At 35.8% G+C, this 15,981-nt stretch carries 15 protein-coding genes and 1 pseudogene; 7 read left to right on the top strand and 9 right to left on the bottom strand.

The window, feature by feature from the left end:
• Positions 1-58: 58 nt before the first annotated feature.
• Positions 59-136 (top strand): annotated as a pseudogene (locus FVQ77_09720) (peptide chain release factor 1).
• Positions 137-170: 34 nt separating this feature from the next.
• Here the strand turns inward: FVQ77_09720 and FVQ77_09715 are convergent.
• From FVQ77_09715 to FVQ77_09705, 3 genes are read right to left on the bottom strand one after another with little or no spacing between them, the layout of a single operon-like run.
• On the bottom strand, positions 171-920 hold the full coding sequence (locus FVQ77_09715; GenBank protein MBW8050599.1) for a geranylgeranylglyceryl/heptaprenylglyceryl phosphate synthase: 750 nt from the start codon (positions 918-920) through the stop codon (positions 171-173).
• Between the two features lie 40 nt (positions 921-960).
• On the bottom strand, positions 961-1,335 hold the full coding sequence (locus tag FVQ77_09710; protein MBW8050598.1) for a hypothetical protein: 375 nt from the start codon (positions 1,333-1,335) through the stop codon (positions 961-963).
• A complete protein-coding gene (locus tag FVQ77_09705; protein MBW8050597.1) occupies positions 1,313-1,708 on the bottom strand; it encodes a phage holin family protein in 396 nt (131 codons plus the stop codon). Before FVQ77_09705 ends, FVQ77_09710 begins: the two co-directional genes overlap by 23 nt.
• Positions 1,709-1,803: 95 nt before the next feature.
• Here FVQ77_09705 and FVQ77_09700 point away from each other — a divergent pair, with 95 nt between their 5' ends.
• The 4 genes from FVQ77_09700 (at position 1,804) to FVQ77_09685 (ending at position 5,124) form a co-directional block, all read left to right on the top strand.
• A complete protein-coding gene (locus FVQ77_09700) occupies positions 1,804-1,989 on the top strand; it encodes a hypothetical protein (GenBank protein MBW8050596.1) in 186 nt (61 codons plus the stop codon).
• Between the two features lie 36 nt (positions 1,990-2,025).
• On the top strand, positions 2,026-2,208 hold the full coding sequence (locus FVQ77_09695; GenBank protein MBW8050595.1) for a hypothetical protein: 183 nt from the start codon (positions 2,026-2,028) through the stop codon (positions 2,206-2,208).
• A gap of 702 nt (positions 2,209-2,910) precedes the next feature.
• Positions 2,911-3,093 carry a hypothetical protein gene (locus tag FVQ77_09690; GenBank protein MBW8050594.1) on the top strand — a complete coding sequence of 61 codons (183 nt, stop codon included), beginning with the start codon at positions 2,911-2,913 and terminating at the stop codon, positions 3,091-3,093.
• 687 nt (positions 3,094-3,780) lie between these two features.
• Complete coding sequence (locus tag FVQ77_09685; protein MBW8050593.1) at positions 3,781-5,124, top strand: T9SS type A sorting domain-containing protein; 1,344 nt, start codon at positions 3,781-3,783, stop codon at positions 5,122-5,124.
• A 98-nt stretch (positions 5,125-5,222) separates the two neighbouring features.
• Here the strand turns inward: FVQ77_09685 and FVQ77_09680 are convergent, their stop codons facing one another.
• Positions 5,223-5,582, bottom strand: coding sequence for a hypothetical protein (locus FVQ77_09680; protein MBW8050592.1), 360 nt, complete (start codon positions 5,580-5,582; stop codon positions 5,223-5,225).
• A 109-nt stretch (positions 5,583-5,691) separates the two neighbouring features.
• On the opposite strand from FVQ77_09680, the gene FVQ77_09675 reads away from it, so the two are divergent.
• Together FVQ77_09675 and FVQ77_09670 are read left to right on the top strand one after the other, a co-directional pair.
• The gene (locus tag FVQ77_09675; GenBank protein MBW8050591.1) at positions 5,692-6,885 is read left to right on the top strand and encodes a TIGR03032 family protein; all 1,194 of its coding nucleotides are present in this window, start codon (positions 5,692-5,694) and stop codon (positions 6,883-6,885) included.
• Positions 6,886-7,149: 264 nt separating this feature from the next.
• The gene (locus FVQ77_09670) at positions 7,150-10,221 is read left to right on the top strand and encodes a T9SS type A sorting domain-containing protein (protein MBW8050590.1); all 3,072 of its coding nucleotides are present in this window, start codon (positions 7,150-7,152) and stop codon (positions 10,219-10,221) included.
• Between the two features lie 83 nt (positions 10,222-10,304).
• Here FVQ77_09670 and FVQ77_09665 read toward each other — a convergent pair whose 3' ends face one another.
• The 5 genes from FVQ77_09665 to FVQ77_09645 form a co-directional block, all read right to left on the bottom strand.
• Positions 10,305-11,084 carry a hypothetical protein gene (locus FVQ77_09665; GenBank protein MBW8050589.1) on the bottom strand — a complete coding sequence of 260 codons (780 nt, stop codon included), beginning with the start codon at positions 11,082-11,084 and terminating at the stop codon, positions 10,305-10,307.
• Positions 11,085-11,107: 23 nt separating this feature from the next.
• Positions 11,108-11,368 (bottom strand): Txe/YoeB family addiction module toxin, encoded by a 261-nt coding sequence (locus FVQ77_09660; protein MBW8050588.1) that lies wholly within the window; start codon positions 11,366-11,368, stop codon positions 11,108-11,110.
• Entirely contained in the window at positions 11,368-11,616 is a 249-nt protein-coding gene (locus FVQ77_09655; GenBank protein ID MBW8050587.1) for a hypothetical protein, read from the bottom strand. Before FVQ77_09655 ends, FVQ77_09660 begins: the two co-directional genes overlap by 1 nt.
• Before the next feature lie 256 nt (positions 11,617-11,872).
• Complete coding sequence (locus FVQ77_09650) at positions 11,873-13,522, bottom strand: Na/Pi cotransporter family protein (GenBank protein MBW8050586.1); 1,650 nt, start codon at positions 13,520-13,522, stop codon at positions 11,873-11,875.
• A 57-nt stretch (positions 13,523-13,579) separates the two neighbouring features.
• On the bottom strand, positions 13,580-15,463 hold the full coding sequence (locus FVQ77_09645) for a M1 family metallopeptidase (protein ID MBW8050585.1): 1,884 nt from the start codon (positions 15,461-15,463) through the stop codon (positions 13,580-13,582).
• Positions 15,464-15,981 lie beyond the last annotated feature (518 nt).

The raw sequence follows: 15,981 nt of genomic DNA, 5'->3' as shown, positions 1-15,981 counted from the left end.
AAGTTTCTAAACCCCGTTGCCATATTGTTATAATGGTTTGATTGTTATTTTCTTTTTTGCCGACTGCCGATTGCCGACTGCTGACTGCCGATTGCCGACTGCCGACTGCCGATTGCCGATTGCCGACTGCCGACTATTTTCTATTATTCCCCTATTTCCTTTATTTCCTTTTAAACCAACTCCCGATTCATTTCCTTGACCTTCTGTGAAACATCAACCAATAACCCGGGTTTTTCTTCTATTCCATTTCCAATTACAATCAGATCAGCTCCGGCATTCAGCGCTTCCAATGCTTTTTCTGCCGAGTTTATGCCGCCACCTGCAATAATTGGAACATCAACAGACCTCCTCACTGCATTTATCATAGCCGGATTGATAGGTTTACCGGCACCGCTTCCTCCGTCTAAATAGATAAGCTTTAAACCCAGCATTTCACCTGCAATAGCAGTACAGGATGCTAAGGAATTTTTATTATAGGGGATGGGCATTGTATTGCTGATATACTGTGCGGTAGTTTGTTTACCACAATCTACCAACATATACCCGGTAGGGAGGATTTCCAGGCTGCTTTTTTTTAAAATCGGGGCAGCAACAACATGTTGGCCGATAAGCATATCAGGGTTCCTGCCTGAAATTAAGGATAACAACAAAATAGCATCAGCAGAAGGATAGATTTGTAAATTATTACCGGGAAATAATATTACAGGTATGTCACAATTATTCTTAACAGTTTGAACAATAGCGTTTAGATTGGTTTTGATTAACAAACTACCGCCTGCAAAGAAATAATCAACATTGCCGCAGCTTAAGTCTATTATTTCCATGCAAGACTGTTCATCCAAATTGTCCGGATCAAGCAATACTGCGAAGGATTTAACTCCCTTGTTTTTTTTGTCGACAAGTCCGGTATAGATATTCATTGTATACCAATAATACAATTTTATTTTACAAGCACGATTCCTATTTCCTTATTTCCTTTTTTCCTTTTTTATTATTCAAATCATGCAAAAATTCGATCAGTTTCTTTTTAGCCAGGTTCAGTAAAAATGCAGCAAGTTGCTCTTTTATCATTCTTACTACTATTGACTCGTGGTTAGTGTTGGCAGGCAGATTATGATCTCTATCAGGAGATTCAGACTCCTCATCCTTAGAATCAAAAAATATCTTTACTAAGCTGTAAGCAGCTAAAAGCGTTCCCCCGATTATCAAAGCGTTTGTACTCCATTTCCGGGCATTCTTTTTTAATCCCTCTATATCAGATCTTATTGCTTTTTTGTATTGATCAGACGTAACATGGAGCACTTTCTTTTTCTTAATTGTTTTTTGGTTTGTCATTATTTTGATTGTTGCTTAAATTTTTATCAATGATCTTTTGAATATGTGATGTGATAACCTCTATGTTTTTCTTTGAAAACAAAGTGAACAAAATAAGTAACAACAGGTAAAACGAAGCAACTATGCCAAATCCCCAAAAGCTGCTATCCAGCGCTTTATTTAAATAAAAACTAACCGACATGCTGATAAATATCAACACAATCAATATCAGCAGCAAAAGTATCGAAAAAAAGGCCAGGTTAGCTAAAATTTTTGCCAGCCCTTCCTGAATATCAAGCTTAAAAAGCTCCAGGCGTGTTTCAATATACCCTGAAATATTTTCAATCAGCTTGTCTACCTGTAATAATTCGAAAATTGGATTTTTACTTCCCACTTTTTTTGTGCAAACGTACTAATAAATTAGCAGAGCTAAAAGATTTTGTAAATAAGTTTGCATAATAAATATTTCTTATATAAACTTGCATTCTTATGAACTCTGAGAATAACATATATGATGTAGTATTACTGATTATTGCCTTTGTAGCTATTGAATATGTAGAATTAGAACCTGCTGTAGGGTTTTGGTTAAAGGTGATATTGGGTATTTTGGCCCTTGCTAAAACGGCAGACGTTATTGTGAGAACTTATTATACAATAAAAAATAAAGGCAAATAACTTTTATAATAAAAAAATATACGTTATATTTGTATAATGAATAAAAAACAAAGGGAGAATGCAGCAAAATATTTGTACGACATCAGCAAAGGTATATTTCTAATGACAGTAGTGGGAAGTTTTGTTAACCAGGAAATTAATCTTTATATGATCATTTTAGGTAGTTGGGCTGCAATAATATTTTTTAATTGGGCTTTTAGACTTGACCGTAAAAATTAAAATGGAAGCACTAACAATCATATTTTTAGTTTTAGCGATAATTGGTACTATTGGGTTTTTATCAACTTTTATCAAAAAAAACAACCAAAAGAACAAAATTAATTATCGTAAAAAATAAAGGCAAATGAATTCAGGAAATAATATATTGGACATACTCACTATGTTGGTTGCCTTGATATTATTTAATATAGGGCATCTCTAAAAACTACACCATACATTCCCCTCTATCAAGAGGGGCAAGGGGTGTGTTTTAAAAAATATGTAGTTTTTAGAGATGCCCTTAATATAGCCGACTTTAATCCATATTTAGAATTCGCTTTTGTAATAATTTTGATTGGATATACACTTACTAAGTGGTTTTATTTGATTAAATATAAGGGTAAACAACTTGTGAACTAATAAATATTATAAATAATTTATTAAATTTGTTGGCTAATATAAAAAGCATTAATTTTCCCCAAACTTAAAATGCTTTCATCCTGTACAACGTGGTGAAAGATGACAATTATGGAATCAACTTTAGATATAATTTTAGCGATTATTGTACTGGCATCTATGGAGACGCTCAATGCAATAAGCCCCTATTTAGGGTTTGTAGTTTTGTTAGGAACTGCGGTTTATATAATATTAAAGATCTATTATTTAATAAAAAATAAAGGCAAATGACTTTTATAATAAAAAAATATACGTTATATTTGTATAATGAATAAAAAACAAAGGGAGAATGCAGCAAAATATTTGTACGACATCAGCAAAGGTATATTTCTAATGATAGCAGTTGGAAGCTTTGTTGGACAAGAATTTAATTTGAATATGATTATTTTGGGAGGGGTTGCTGCATTATTTTTTTTCATTTGGACTTTTAGACTTGACCGTAAAAATTAAAATGGATGCACTTACTACCATATTTTTAATTTTAGCGATAATTGGCGCTATTGGTGTTTTATCAACTTTTATCAAAAAAAAACCAAAAGAACAAAATTAATTATCGTAAAAAAATAAAGGCAAATGAATTCAGGAAATAATATATTGGACATACTCACTATGTTGGTTGCCTTAATATTATTTAAGGGCATCTCTAAAAACTACACCATATATTCCCCTCTATCAAGAGGGGCAAGGGGTGTGTTTTAAAAAATATGTAGTTTTTAGAGATGCCCTTAATATAGCCGACTTTAATCCATATTTAGAATTCGCTTTTGTAATAATTTTGATTGGATATACACTTACTAAGTGGTTTTATTTGATTAAATATAAGGGTAAATAACTTGTAAACTAATAAATATCACAATAGAAAAAATATGACATAGAAAAAATAAAGACATAACAAAAAATTGCGTTACTGAGATTTCTCTTACTTTAAAATCGCTAATTTCAAGTGCATGGAGAAAAGTCAGGAAATGCGCCCTTCGGGGCGTGTAATTTCTAACTGACTTCAACCATGCACGGGTGTTTAGCGATACCTATAGTAAGTTGAATGAAAGTATGAGGTTTGCGCCCTTTTTTGTTGCCAATTTTCGCAATTAAATTAACCCGCCTTTAGAACCTCGGGGCAACAAAAACCAAATAATCATGAAAACTATGAATTATTATTACTCAGACAAGCTGGGACAATTCAAGGAATTTTCCCGGAGATTAAACAAAATGATTGACAATGGCAGCTTTAACAGTTTGTCATCAGAAAAACGTAACATGCTCATTGGCAGGTTAAGGCGGTTGTTTAATCAACTATTAGATTATATGCCCGAACTTAAGCTAAAGCATATATTGGCCGCTGCTGCAATATTTGTGCTTAGTTTAAAAACTATTTCATCTAATGCTCAAACTTTTGGTGCGATGCAGACCAATCCTTTTGGTTTAGCAACAGTTGACACATTAGCTCGTCCGGCTTTTGTTGATATAGACGGAGATAGTGATTTTGATGCTTTTGTGGGTGATGAAAACGGTGATCTTATCTATTTTCAAAATCTAGGTACAAGCACATCACCTGCATTTACGACTCCTCAAGCCAACCCTTTTGGATTAGCTAATGTTGATTACGCTGCTCCAACTTTTGTTGATATAGATGGAGATGGTGATTTTGATGCCTTTGTAGGTGAATATTATGGCAATATTAAATATTTCCAAAATACCGGTACTAATACAGCGCCTGCCTTTGCAGCACAACAAACCAATCCTTTTGGATTAGCTAATGTTGGTTATATCCTCGCTGCTCCAACTTTTGTTGATATAGATGGAGATGGTGATTTTGATGCCTTTGTAGGTGAATATTATGGCGCTCTTAAATATTTCCAAAATACCGGCACTAATACAGCGCCTGCCTTTGCAGCACAACAAACCAATCCTTTTGGATTAGCTAGTGTTGGTTACAATGCTGCTCCAAGTTTTGTTGATATAGATGGAGATGGAGATTTTGATCTATTTGTAGGTGAATATTATGGCGCTATTAAATATTTTCCAAATACCGGTTCTAATACAGCGCCTGCCTTTGCAGCACAACAAAACAATCCTTTTGGATTGGCTGATGTAGGTTCTCTCTCTGCACCAGCTTTTGTTGATATAGATGGAGATGGTGATAAAGATTTATTTGTAGGAGAGTATTATGGCGCTATTAAATATTTTCAAAACACCTCACCTACCGGTATTAAAGAAAATGCAAAAGCTGCCAATGTTACCATCTATCCTAATCCTGCCAAAGATAAATTCATAGTACAATTTAATGGCATAAATGGATCAGGGAGTGTAACTTTAGAAGTCACAAATTCAATTGGCCAGATAATTTTAAAAGAAAAGGCCGCTGTATCAGAAAACGGATATTCGTTTGAGATAAATACAGCAGCATTTGAGAAAGGTCTTTATTATGTAAAATTAACAACTAAAGATAATGTGATCGTTCGCAAGCTGGTTGTTGAGTAGTTTATTGTATTTGCAGTATGTAAGTGCATTGTTTTATTTTATGAAAGATTTGAAGTGATGCTCAATAAAAAAAGCCCTCTGGTAAATCGGGGGCTTTTTTATTTTAAAATAATATTATGTTTTTTCAATACTTTTTGTTCAAACTCATCTAATTCATCAACGTTTATTTGTTCTATACCATATTGAGCATCTATTTCATTTAATCTTTTAAAATCTTCCCTTACTGCCTTATTTTCTTTATAAAAATTATGATTTGATGAAGTATTTTGTTCAGGATTATTCTTTATTTTCTTTTTTGATCCTGAAATTTTCAGTAATCTTTTTGCTTGTTTCATAGTATTTGCTCTTTTAAAATTTGTTTTAATAAACTTCTCCAATACATGCGTAGCATATAGCCCCCACCAATAAATATCTCTATTAATATTATTTATTCTAATAGTTCCGTTTGTAAACTTCATAGACAGTATAAATTTTGTACGATGTAAACGTCTATATCTAATAATTATTATAAAACTTTGTGTAACTTTGTGCCTTAGTGTCTTCGTGGCAAGTATTTTTTAGGATACAATGAAACAACCTCCCCCACCCTTTAGCTGCACCTTCTCACCCAATTTACCAGAGTTGCTGATGCAATTAAACTGCACGCTCGCGATCAGCACATTCCAGGCAGGTAAAGTTATCTTTATTAGCGCAAAAAACGACCTGGAGCTGATACAATTGCCCCGTACTTTTAATAAAGCAATGGGCATGGCAGTTAACGGGGGTAAATTAGCAATTGCCACAAAAGAAGAAGTGATCGTTTTGGCAAATTGTCCCGGCCTTGCCGTAAGCTATCCAAAACAACCCAATACTTATGACGGACTGTACGTACCAAGAGCAACCTATTATACAGGGCAGGTAGATATTCACGATCTGGACTGGGGATTTTTAGATGAATCGGTGAACCGGGGAATCGGAGAAACGGAGAACTTGAAAACGAAGAGATTCACCGATTCACCGGTTCACCCATTCCTCCATTCGGTCTTGTGGTCCGTTAACACCTCGTTTTCCTGCCTCGCAGTGATCAATGATGATTTTAGCTTTATTCCCAGATGGAAACCGTCATTCATAACAAAATTAGCCTCTGAAGACCGTTGTCATCTCAATGGAATGGCAATGGATCAGGGGTTTCCTTTGTATGTATCGGCATTTGGAACCGGAAATAAACCACAAAGCTGGAGAGAAAATATTCCGGATACAGGTGTTATAATTCACGTTCCTTCATCAGAGATAGTTTTAAAGGACCTCCCCATGCCACATTCACCAAGAATTTATAACGATAAGCTTTATATGCTGCTTTCTGCCACTGGTGAAGTGGTATGCGCAGACCCGGAAAAAGGCAAATACGATGTGATCACTAAATTACCGGGTTTTGTAAGAGGTATGGATAAATATGGCGATCATCTTTTTATAGGCCTGTCACGTTTGCGTAAAAACGCTTCTACTTTTAAAAACCTGCCTATTGCAGATAAAGCATTATCGGCTGGCATTGTGGTGATACATCTTCCGACAGGGGGAATTGTTGGCGAGCTGAAGTATCAAAGCACGGTTGATGAAATTTATGACATTCAGGTATTGCCCGGTTTAAAACGACCGGGAATATTGAACACGATGAATGATACATACAAGATGGGATTATCTACCCCTGATGCAACTTACTGGGCGGCATCTGAAGAGCGTAGCAGTGGCAGTAGCAGTAAGCAGTTGACAGTTGACAATTAATAGTAGCCAATAGACAGAAGACAGTTAGCTTTTAACAGTTTTAAAGATGATTTTAGTAAAAAAATGACTCTTTAGAGCAGGTTCAGATAATCTTAAAAAAAATGACTATCCGTTTTGTTGTACCAAAATAATTCCCCCCTCTCCACATCAGTGGAGAGGGGGTTAGGGGGTGAGGTGAATGGTACAAAAAAGCGGATACTTATTTTTAAAAAGATGTTTAAAAAATAAATTTTCTTTCTATCTTTGAAAATCTTTATTTAACTTATGCAACCATACAACCATCCCCACAAATTAGATCAGTTCAATAAGTTTTCTCAGCGGTTGAACAAAATGATCAAGGATGGTTCTTTTAAGCGTTTATCGAACCATCAACGCAATGTTCTTACTCACAGACTTAAGCGATTATACAATCAATTGCTGGGCCTGGTACCTGAAACGAAGCTGAAGCATATATTGGCAACTGCTGCTATTGTGATTGGTTTAAGCGCTGGTACGGCCTATGGTCAGGCATTTGCACCTCCAAAATCAAACAATTTCGGAATAGCAAGCGTTTATAATTTTGCATTTCCTGATTTTGTAGATATTGACGGAGATGGAGATTTTGATGCTTTTGTTGGCGAATATTATGGTAATATAATATACTTTGAAAATACAGGGACAAACAGTACTCCTGAATTTGCTCCGCCTCAAACCAACTCATTTGGATTAACCAATGTAGGGGGATATTTCGCTGCTCCTGCCTTTGCAGATATTGATGGAGACGGAGACCTTGATGCTTTTGTTGGAGGAGAATTTAGCGGCACTATTCAATATTTTGAAAACACAGGTAACGATACTGTGCCTGCATTTGCAGCACCGATCACTAACCCCTTCGGATTAACCAGTATTTATAACCCATTCCCAACTTTCACTGATATTGATGGAGATGGAGATTTTGATATGTTTGCAGGAGATAATTATGGCGCTCTTCATTATTTTGAAAACACAGGTACCGGTACTGTTCCTGTATTTGCAGCGTCACAGACCAATCCATTTGGATTAAATAGTGTTGCCGGTATTGCCTTCCCGGATTTTGTTGATATTGATGGAGATGGAGATTTTGATGCTTTTGTTGGCGAATATTATGGTAGTATCAAATACTTTGAAAACATTGGTACAGACAGTGTTCCTGCATTTGCTACACCTCAAACCAACCCGTTTGGATTAACCAATGCAGGGGGATATTTCGCTGCTCCGGATTTTGTTGATATTGACGCGGATGGAGATTTTGATGTTTTTATCGGTAGTGGATATGGGTCTGTTCAATTTTTTGAAAATGCAGGTTCTGTTACTACCCCTGCATTTATTCCTCCCAACATTTTTGGAATTACAAGCGCTATTGGTTGGGCTTTGCCCACTTTTGTTGATATTGATGCAGATGGGGATTTCGATGCCTTTATCGGTGAATATTATGGTGCACTTCAATACTTTGAAAATACAGGAACCAATTTTGCACCTGCATTTGATACAGCTCAAACCAACCCATTTGGATTAGATACTGTAAATGGCTATATCCCTGCCCCAACTTTTGTTGATATTGATGCAGATGGCGATTTTGATGCGTTTGTGGGAGGTGATTATTATGGAAATATTATCTATTTTGAAAATACTGGAACCGATACGGTTCCTGCATTTTCATTACCACAAACCAACCCATTTGGATTAGATAGTATTAATGGCTTTTTCTCTGCCCCTACCTTTGTAGATATCGATGGAGATGGGGATTTTGATGCTTTTTTAGGAGAATATTATGGCGTTCTTAAATATTCTGAAAATACAGGAACCGGTACTGTTCCCGCTTTTACAGCGCCCCAAAACAATCCTTTTGGTTTGACAAGTGTATATGGCTATTTGGCTGCTCCGGCTTTTGCTGATATTGACGGTGACGGGGACTTTGATGCTTTTGCAGGTGGCGCCTATGGCGGTGATATTACCTACTATAAAAATACAGGCACTAATACTTCTCCTGCATTTGCCCTACCCCAAACCAATCCTTTTGGATTGACCAATGTTAATTATTTTGCTTTCCCTGCCTTTGTAGATATCGATGGAGATGGGGATTTTGATGCTTTTGTAGGGGAGTACGGTGGCAGTCTTCAATATTTTGAGAATATAACTATTGCCAATGACGCAGGTGTATTTGCAATCAATGCACCTGTTTCCGGATGCGGCTTAAGCGGAAATGAAAGCGTTTCTATAAGAGTACAAAACTTTGGTAGCGCTGCTCAAACCAACATTGGTGTTTCTTACCGTATGAATGGCGGGTTTCCTGTTAGCGAAATTATTTCCGGTACAATTAACCCCGGTTCCGATACATTATATACATTCTTTACGGCAACTGCTAACTTATCTGCTCAAGGAACCTATATTTTTGATTTCTGGACAGATTTAATCTCAGATACCAACTATTTCAATGACAGCATTACAAATTACCAGGTTTTAAACAAACCTGTTATCAGCACTTATCCTTTTCTTGAGAATTTTGAATCTGGAAATGTCGGATGGTTATCCAGCGGGCTTAACAGCACCTGGCAATTGGGTGCGCCAGCAGGCCCTGTAATTAATAGTGCGGCTTCTGGTCTCAATGCCTGGGTAACCAATTTGACCGGAAATTATAAAAACGGTGACCGATCTTTTGTGGAAAGTCCTTGCTTTGATTTTAGTAATCTGGCTGGCCTCTATGTTGAGCTAAGTATTTGGTATAATACAGAATTTAGTTGGGATGGAGCAGCTTTATATTATTCAACTGATAGTGGTATCAATTGGCAAAAGGTAGGTGCAACTGGAGACTCTATCAATTGGTATAATGATAGTACTATCACCGGTTTGAATTGGATGGGAAGTAGAGAAGGATGGACAGGATCATCCTTCGGCTGGTTAACGGCAAAACACGATCTGCCTGCTCTTGGAGGGCAGCCAGATGTTTTTTTCAGAATAGTCTATGGTAGTGATGGTTCCGTAAACAATGATGATGGTTTTGCTTTCGATGATTTTAGAATTTATGGAACACCAATATCTTCTATCAAAGAAAATTATTTAAACCCGTTAGGTATTAATATATATCCAAACCCTGCAAATGGAAAAATCAATATTCATATTCATAGAAAAAATGAATCCCAAAATATGACCTTAGAAATAACTAATACAATTGGTAAGGTTCTTTTGACAAAACAGATGTACGTATCAGAAAATGGCTATACAAAAGAAATAGACATTGCTGGATTGATCAAAGGTGTTTATTTTGTAAAATTGAGATCAAAAGATAAAATAATTACGCGTAAACTTGTCATTCTATAAATTGAGTTTCCTTAAAGGCAAATAATACAATAGACAATATTGTCAACTGTCAATTGTAAACTTCCCTTATTCCCTTTATTTCCCTATTTCCTTTTAAAAGTGTACTTTAATTCCAATCCAAAGGTTGGGGTGACAAAATTTAGATTTCCCTCCGGAAAACTACCACTGGCATCTGAATAAAAATAATCTGTTTCTCTCATTGCAAACACATCTATAGAAAATTTATCATTTAAGATATATTCTATATCAAACCTTAACCTGGTTTTATCAAATCTTCTCCTGTCATAAGGGACATTACCCCGATCATTGATCACAAATATCTGGAATATCTGGTATGAAAAAAGGAATTTTAAATTATGGCTGTTTTTTAAAGTATCATTATTATTCAGTTTTATTTCCTTAGCTAAAATCACCATTGCGCTAAACCTGGCCAAATCATTACTTTTTTGAAAACTTAACAATTCAAAAGCGCCTTCTTTAATAAATTCAATTCCTTTGAAAAACCCTTTATGGTATAAATAAGGTTTGGTGTAAAAGATATATTCATTGGAAAGGTTAACAAATTTCCCGGAAATGCCTGGATACCAATGTGGTGATGCTTTATATTCAAACCCTAGCAAATTATGGATCCTGAAAAAATTATTGGCCGGAAAACGATCTCCTAAATTATTGAAAATGGGATTGACGCTGCTTCTGTAATTGCTTTCAAAATAGATCAAGCTGCCGTTTTTCAAAAAATAATCTGCCTTCAAGCTGTGCCAAAGTGCAGGGTCTCTGTATCTTTTAGAAGCTGTTGATTGGGAAAATGAAGTGCATGTTGCAAATGATGAAATATTTATTATTAATAAGAGCCTTTGAAACATTATTTTCTGTATTATTATAACTTTTATTCATAATGTGTCCACATTCGAAGTATGCGAACAATTTTTTCTTCTTCAAACACTTCATATACAAGACGATGTTGAATATTAATTTGCCTGGAGAAAAAACCTTCCAAATTACCTTTCAATTTTTCGTAAAATGGTGGAGACTCAAATGGATTTTTCTCAATTATCTTTAAAAGTTTCTCTACTTTAGGTCTCAAGCCTGAACTAGTAATTTTTTTTGCATCTTTTACTGCTTGTTTGGATAATACAATTTCATACATTACCAATCTACCTTATTTAAGGGTGTCGAACTGTCTAAAGGTTCTTTTGAGGATTTAATGATTGACTTGCTTAATCCCTTTATGTTGTTTAGGTAAATTGTTTCATAAATGTTTCGCCATTCATCAGCATCAATGATGACATACCCTTTCTTGTCTGAAACTATGTTTACTATTTCATTTGACAATTGCATTTGGTTAATTACCTTTTTGGGCGCTGCTAAAAACTTTTTCTCTGTAATATTTATCATCGCTAATTTAGTTTAAAAATTTTGCTTAACTATTTCAAATATACAAATTTTACCACAAAGACAGCAAGAAACAAAGTTTTTTTAAAAAAATCCCCGCCTGCTATACTAAAGCCTTACAGGTGGCGGGCAGGTGTGAAATCTGCCTGCCCCGTAGTGAGGTTTACCCCGTAGGGAGGAACGAGCGTACTTGGGTACGAACGTACTGGGGTGTAATCTGCCTGCCCCGTTAAATCTCTTTTCACCCTTGTGGTTAAAATTACGGATAAATACTACGAAGCTCTTCTAAAAAGACCAAATTCCCATGTTTATCTCTGTTTTCAATTTTAAAAATTACCTGATTATGAACATCAAGGTAGATTATATCGTATGTAGAATCTACAGGTTGGGGATTATAATAATTCCTGGTTAGTACATAACAGGTGTCTATCCTAATATCATTGTTCAATTTATAGTTGTAAACGATATTATCTACACAAATCTTATATTTACCCATCATGTCCTGATTTGTCGGATTATCAATCCGACCTACATTATCCCAACAAAATCCTTTCTTTGTTAATATAAAATATTCATCGCCAATATGCAATATATTTTTATCCCTGTACACAATAATATTTTTTTCAGCGATCGCGTCAACTCCGATAGAATCTTTATCAAGACCGGTATAAATACTCCATGAAGTTTGATCTGTTTTAGGTATTTTTTCGCTATAAATTATCTTATAGGAGACCTCCCCCGTAACAATATCTTTCTGAATGTATTTATATTCTCTTACCAAAACAGTTGTACGTGTAAAAAATATAAGCAAAAACGGTATGAAAAAGAAAGTTGTGACCACATATCCAACACCAACTATACGATTTTTCAAAGTTGCTTTGCCAAGCCTTCGGGCAAGCCTTATCGGAATATTACGGATAGCTTTTACCGGCAAAAAAACAGCCACACCCATTACATTGAACAGTACATGAACAAATGCAATAGTCAATGCTTCCTGGTTTTGTGATAATGCTGCGATCAGGGCAGTAACCGTGGTGCCGATGTTGGCTCCCATCAGGAAAGGGAATGCTTTTCTCAAGCCAACCTTATTTGTAGCAACCAATGGTACTATCAATGAGGTAGTAATCGAGCTTGATTGTACAGCAGCAGTTAAGCCAATTCCCCAGCCAAGAGCCCGATACGGATTTTTGAAAAGAAGCTTATCTAATTTCTTTTGTGCCTTGCCAACGAGCATTTTTTTTAAGAAACGTGTTAAAAAATATATAGAGAAAAATAGCAGTAAGCCAGACAAGAGAAGGACAATAAGCGCCTTACTTCCCAAAAAATGTATAATGGATTTGGCAACGGGCTTTACCGTTACCTTCATAATACTAAAGATTTCAGTAGAACCGGATGAATCAAAAGTAAAGAGAACTGCAATTGATTGTGCAAGGTGGGACAAAAAGCCAAAATAATGTTCTAAGGGAAATAATAATAACGTAATAAAAATATTTATAAAATTGTGTGCTGAGGCAGTTGCAATAGCTTTACGGTACTCTTTTTTCTTTCCAATATAGCCAAAAGAAACGATCATGGCGGTTACGGAAGTACCAATATTTGCACCTATAACGATAGGTACAGCGCCTTCTATACTCAAACTGCCGGCTGCAACCATTGCTACGATCATAGAGGTAGTGGTGGAGCTGCTTTGAATGATCGCAGTTGCAAGCAAACCAATAAACAAGCCAACAAAGGGGTTTGAAGTTGCATTCATGATCTGCTGTGCGGTTTCCTTGCCGAACAGCTTAAAAGCTCCGGCCATCAAATCCAGAGAAACTAAAAAGAGGAATAAAATAATTAGTAGGCTAACGATCCTGACAATGAAGCTTAGTAGGGATGTTTTTGGGGAAGCCTCTTCTATATTAGTCATTTTCAATGTTTTATGTTCAGTGTTTTGAACTCTGAACTTTAAACCCTGAACTCTGAACTATTTTCCAACAATTTCATCAATAGTATTCACCGAAATAAAATGATAATTAGGCCGCGCTTTTGAGTATATAGCTTTTGCCATTTCTTTTCCATCTTCGGTTTTAACCATGGCTTTATATAATGGTTTCAAAAATTTCCTACGTCCCACATTTAACAGGAATTTTTCAAGAGCAGGAAGTGCGGCAGTGTATTTATTTTCTATTACATGAAGGTACCATGCACAAAGGATCTCTGCATTACCAGAGTTAGTAAATTCGAAAGAACTGTCTAATTCGCCCATCTGTTCAAGAGACATTTTCTCAGGCAGATGCCGTAAAAAATGCAGCCACTCATGCGTAGTCCACTCTTTCACATATAGATCAGGTACCGGAGTACCCTGTTTCCAATGTTTTATCTGCTCATCTACTTGTTTGAAACGATCAGAATAAACTTTGAAATTTCCAGGAATACCCGGCTTATAAACCCAGTCATCAATCGCTATTTGTTTTAACAGTTCCGTTGCATCAGGAGCATTTCCTAATTCATTTTTGAGATATTCAACAAATTTTTCAGTACTCATTGTTTGAAATGAAAAAGTATCAAAATATTGTTTCAAAAAACCATCCCATCGCTCTCTGCCCATAGCTTCTTCAATTGTTTTAAGGAATAAAGCCCCTTTTTCATAAGCGACATTAGTCATAGCTTCATCCGGGTCCCGGCCAGTTAAATTTAGCTTTAGCTTAGTATCATCAGCGCTCAATTTTTTAATATCATCTTCCAGGTCCTGATAGCCCAGCACGGCAAGCATATCTGCATAAGATTTACCATATAACTCCTCCATGATCCGCCTTTCTATATAAACGGTAAATCCTTCATTGAGCCAGAAATCATTCCAGGTTGCATTGGTAACTAAGTTGCCCGACCACGAATGTGCCATTTCATGAGCTATCAGGCTTACCAATGAACGGTCACCTGCCAGGATAGTAGGAGTAACAAAGGTAACCCTTGGATTTTCCATACCGCCAAAAGGAAAGCTTGGGGGCAAAACCACGACATCGTAACGATCCCACCGGTAAAGGCCATACAACTTTTCAGTAGTGAGAAGCATATCTTCCATCTCAGCAAATTCATAAACAGCTTTATCAATCACCGATGGTTCAGCATAAACCCCTGTACGTTCTCCTGTTGCCTTAAATTGTAAGTCACCGGCTGCCAATGCCAGCAAATAGGCAGGTATTGGTTGGTCCATTTTAAAGTTGTAGTTACCATCCGGGGTAATTTGAGTCGGATTCTCAGCGCTCATTATTACAAGGATTCCACCGGGAACCTGTACTTTTGCAGTATAGGTAAATCGGATACCAGGGCTATCCTGGCAAGGTACCCAGGTACGTGCAAAACCGGGTTCGGATTGTGTAAATAAAAAAGGATGTTTTTTCCCTGCTGTTTGCTGTGGTTCAAGCCATTGCAGCGCTACTGATCCGGGATTAGTGCTGTAATAAATATTTACAATTTTGGTATTGTCTTCAATTAAAATTTCCAGCGGCTGTCCTAAGTACTCCACAAAAGCTCCAAGCTGAAATTTGGTATCCTTCTCTTCTTTTCCAAGCGTTATCTTTTCAATTTTTAAATCACGGCTATCAAAATAAATTTTATTGACTCCTTTTATATTCTCAATTGTATAGGCTGCTTTGCCTGTTATTATTTTCTTATCAAAATCTACGATGATATCCAGGTCAAGATGCCTGACAACTGCCTGGTCAGGTTTTGAGAATGTATGCATGTCCTTGTATTGCATTACAGATCTTTCGGTGTCTTCAGATTGACGATTATTATTACAATGCGTAAATATTAATAAAATTATTGGAAGAATTTTAAAAATAGTTTTTGTTTTTGTTTTATGCATATCGGAATTCATAATATTAAAGTCGCCTGACGACTCCTTATATTTAGTTTTTGGTTGTTAGTTTTTGGTTATGGTTTGATAGTTTATGGTTATAGTTTTTTAGTTTGTTGGTCGTGCCATGAGTCCGGCATTAGCAAACTATTGAACCAATGAACTAAAACTAATAACCAAATAACTAAAACTAATAACCAAAAACCATGAACTAAAATTTTGGTTCTGTATTTATAGGGTGCAAATATAAATCAAAAAGAGCTACAAGAATGTTTTTTAAAAGAATTATTATTTTTATGATTGTAGATATTTATTCTTTTAAATTAAACTTAATACAACTGGTACTAAAAGTTAATAGCAGTTAATAACAGTTAATAACAGTTAATAACAGTTAACAACAGTTAACAACAGTTAACAACAGTTAACAACAGTTAACAACAGTTAACAACGGTTAACAACGGTTAACAACGGTTAACAACGGTTAACAACGGTTAACAACGGTTAACAACGGTTAACAACGGTTAACA

It is taken from the genome of Cytophagales bacterium, from assembly GCA_019456305.1.
Taxonomy (GTDB): Bacteria; Bacteroidota; Bacteroidia; order Cytophagales; family VRUD01; genus VRUD01.
Note: the sequence above shows the minus strand (reverse complement) of the source record. Positions and strands in the feature narration are given on the sequence as shown.